We start from the raw sequence: 2,960 nt of genomic DNA, 5'->3' as shown, positions 1-2,960 counted from the left end.
ATTGTACCGGTACACACCACCAATAACGCTCCATCAGGCATCCTTTATGTCACGACAGGTACTGCTGGTAGTGCTCATAGCCTAACTGCCAATCATACCACTGTCACAGGTGGTATCATTGCTGCCATCAGTCAGGATGAACAAGGCAATCAAACCAACAGCCCAGTCAACTTCACCACAAACATCCTGACTACCCAAGACCTACTAGCCACCGAGTACAGTCAAAACACAGGCTTTGGCATCAATGTGGGCCTGACACGCAAACAAGGTGATACCAAAGCATCTAGCATTGGTTTATCTGCCAATAACAGCGGACACGACAAACAAACCTTGACGCTTGCCACCATTGGCCAAGGCACTACTGTCACAGATAGTATCATTCACAACAACCAAACCCAATCCACCACCGACATTAGCCAAACAGATATCAACACTGATGCCCTAAACGCCCAAAAAGTTATCAAAGACCAAAAAACAGGCGGTCTAGATGTCAATACCACTATCGATACCAGAGTATTCACCACCACTGGCAGACAGGAGATTAAAAAGGAGCAAGAGGAGCTTGATGAGAACACCAAAGCCAACTTTGGTATATTTGGCGTTGCTATGGGTGCGACAGCGGCAGGATTATTGGATGATAATGAAAACAGCGACCGCTCTCGCTTCCAAAAAATCAAAGATAACCTTACTCAGGCTAGAAACAATGTTGTCACAGGAGCAGACAAATCTCAAGCTAGCCTAAACGCTCATGTAGACGCCATCACCGATGGTGACTTAACCGATGCCCTCCAAAACCAAGATATCCTAAATGAGCTCAACGCACAGCTTACTCAAGGCACTCATGCCGATGGTAGCAGTGTTTATCTCACCCAAGGCACGGTCAATGACCAAGGTCAAGAAGTCAAAGGTCAAGCCAATGTTGATAAGGGACACACCTATCTCAACATTGACTACATAGACACCACTGTAGAAACCCTAAACCACGAAATCGCTCACCACAATGGCTTGGGTGAAGCTTCTGCCACAGCTATGGGCAAAATCAGTGATTTCGCTTATAATATCGGTACCAGTCTTAATAAAGAGGATATCAACACCCATAGACAAACCATCACGCCAACGGCTCAAACCCTGCAAAGCTTAAGTATCGAGGAACAACTTGCCATCACACAAGACAATCAAGCACTACTCAATGCCAATGAAATGCAAAGAGCTTGGGAGGTGGAAAGTGGGGATGAGATGTGGAGTGATACCACTTATCGTTGTACAGGACCGAACTTTACCAATTGTGGTGATGCAACAGACAGGTCGTTGCAAAATAAAGCAAAGACTCTTTATCCCAACAATAAACAAGCCCAACAAGAATACGTAGCTGGAAGAATGGTGGGGTTTGGTAATTCCATCGTCACAGTAGCAACCGACACAGCAAATATGGTTGTCCATCCTGTAGATACAGCAACAGATGCGTTCAAAGGTTTGGTAAATGTCATCTCTTCACCTGTTGCAACCGCACAACAGCAAATACAAGCTGTTCAAAAATGGCAACGGGATTACAGGAATGCCCTAAAATCCAACCCAAAACTTGCAGGTCGGATGTATGGCGAGTTAGAGGGTGCAGTTGGGGCAAGTGTTGCCACTGCTGTAGTTGGCGGAACAGCAGCGAATGCAGCTAAAGCTTTGCGTCAAACTAATAGATTTAATACCAGTGGTTCAGCTCAGAGATCAATGGTCATAGCTGGCAGGTCGTCGGCTGAAATTCAACAACATCCTTTACTGGGCACATCTTTACCAAGGTACGGAGATAGGTTGGTAGTAAATCAGGGGCGTACCCCGACCTGTGGGCATCATTCTTGTGCAATGATGTTAGACACCATGGGGAAAACTGTTGATCCTGCAACTTTAGTGGCATATATTCCTCCATCAGCACAAGGAATTACAGGTAATGACATAGCAAGTCTTCTTAAAAGCCAAGGGCTAACAAATGCCACCTATCTACCAAACCGCACCATAGCTAGTTTAGGGGCTTTAACCCAGCAAGGAAGTCCCGCAATTGTTAGAATTAGCAATGGTAGAGGATTTTCTCATTTTGTGGTGGTGGATGGAATAACTACGAGAATGGGTAGAAAGGTTGTTGCGATTAGAGACCCATGGAACAAACAGTATTTTAGTCCTATAGAAATTTTTGAAAAAAGTTTTACAGGCGATGTTGTTTATTTAAGGAAATGATTATAATGAAATTAATTGCAGAATTTCCAGATTATTTAGATGTCCAAGAAATGCTTAAAAAGGATAATATCCCTTGTTTTTGCAAAGTAGGACGTAAAGCAGAAATTATTTTGGACTATGGTAGGAAAAATTTGTATGGAGAATTATTTGGCTGGAATGAGACAGATGTATGTTCTTTATGTCCAGCTGGCGCAGGTGGCGAATATGTTTATTACAATCAAGCAATGATTACCATCAATAAAATAAGCAATAATGAATATGATGTTATTAGCTTAAAGATGTTTGATGGATACACTGGCTGGTGTGATATTATTATAAATGGTGAATATGCAACTATTCCAGAATATAAGGAGTAAATCATATTGAAATGAACATAAATTTTTTGTGTAGTTAGTTCGTAGATACAATCTCCCCTCCCTCTGTCAGGTCAAACTATTAACTGAGTCTCACTTGGCTTTGGTGGGGGTTGGTGCTTAATCACACCAAAACAGATTTGTACCATTTACGCATACAGACATATAGTTAGTACGGCAGGATGTGTATCACACACCATTAATTTAAGCCGTTTCAGTGGTGCGTTGCACGCACCTATCCACTTCAGACTCTCATCACCCCTTATGGATATCCGTATTCTAGTTAATGCAATAGCCGATGACAGACATTAATCATATGTACCTGCACAATATGTGTCAGCATAAAAGTACATGTCACACCATGCACTGTAGTGGTACACTAAT

Annotated in this window: 2 protein-coding genes; both read left to right on the top strand. The window is 42.6% G+C overall.

Features of this window, described 5'->3' with window-relative positions; genetic code table 11:
* Positions 1–2,223 (top strand): cysteine peptidase family C39 domain-containing protein (locus tag B0680_RS10685; RefSeq protein WP_143821427.1); only part of this gene is annotated, 2,223 nt, incomplete at its 5' end.
* A gap of 5 nt (positions 2,224–2,228) precedes the next feature.
* Positions 2,229–2,579: a hypothetical protein gene (locus B0680_RS10680; protein WP_143821426.1), complete on the top strand. Its 351-nt coding sequence runs from the start codon at positions 2,229–2,231 to the stop codon at positions 2,577–2,579.
* Positions 2,580–2,960 lie beyond the last annotated feature (381 nt).

Source organism: Moraxella pluranimalium (assembly GCF_002014825.1).
In the GTDB taxonomy this organism is placed as follows: Bacteria; Pseudomonadota; Gammaproteobacteria; order Pseudomonadales; family Moraxellaceae; genus Moraxella; species Moraxella pluranimalium.
Note: the sequence above shows the minus strand (reverse complement) of the source record. Positions and strands in the feature narration are given on the sequence as shown.